At 64.1% G+C, this 1,004-nt stretch carries 1 protein-coding gene; it reads right to left on the reverse strand.

The window, feature by feature from the left end; translation table 11 throughout:
• On the reverse strand, positions 1-1,004 hold a 1,004-nt coding region (tuf, locus tag AC07M7_RS21100), incomplete at both ends, for an elongation factor Tu (protein WP_495208222.1).

The raw sequence follows: 1,004 nt of genomic DNA on the forward strand, positions 1-1,004 counted from the left end.
CCTTCCGGCAGCTGGGCTGCACCGGTGATGTCGGTGGTGCGGAAGTAGAACTGCGGACGGTAGCCGTTGAAGAACGGGGTGTGACGGCCGCCCTCATCCTTCGACAGCACGTACACTTCGCCTTCGAACTTGGTGTGCGGCTTGATCGAACCCGGCTTGGCCAGAACCTGGCCACGCTCGACGTCGTCACGCTTGGTGCCGCGCAGCAGCAGGCCAGCGTTGTCGCCTGCCTGACCCTGGTCCAGCAGCTTGCGGAACATTTCAACGCCGGTCACGGTGGTCTTCTGCACCGGACGGATACCGACGATTTCGATTTCGTCGCCGACCTTGATGATGCCGCGCTCGATACGACCGGTCACCACGGTGCCGCGGCCCGAGATCGAGAACACGTCTTCCACCGGCATCAGGAACGGCTTGTCGATCGCACGCTCCGGCTCCGGAATCCAGCTGTCCAGGGCGTCGACCAGCTTCAGGATGGCCGGCACGCCGATGTCGCTCTGGTCGCCTTCCAGCGCCAGACGGGCCGAACCCGCGATGATCGGGGTGTCGTCGCCCGGGAAGTCGTACTTGCTCAGCAGCTCGCGCACTTCCATTTCGACCAGCTCGAGCAGCTCGGCGTCGTCGACCATGTCGGCCTTGTTCAGGAACACAACGATGTACGGCACGCCGACCTGACGCGACAGCAGGATGTGCTCGCGGGTCTGCGGCATCGGGCCGTCAGCGGCCGAGCAGACCAGGATCGCGCCGTCCATCTGGGCAGCACCGGTGATCATGTTCTTGACGTAGTCAGCGTGGCCCGGGCAATCGACGTGGGCGTAGTGACGCTTCTCGGATTCGTATTCGACGTGCGCGGTCGAGATCGTGATACCACGAGCCTTTTCTTCCGGCGCGGCGTCGATCGAGGAGTAGTCCTTGAACTCGCCACCGAAGCGCTCGGCACCGATCTTGGTCAGTGCGGCGGTCAGCGTGGTCTTGCCGTGGTCGACGTGACCGATGGTGCCGAC

The organism is Stenotrophomonas sp. GW821-FHT09E08, assembly GCF_059416125.1.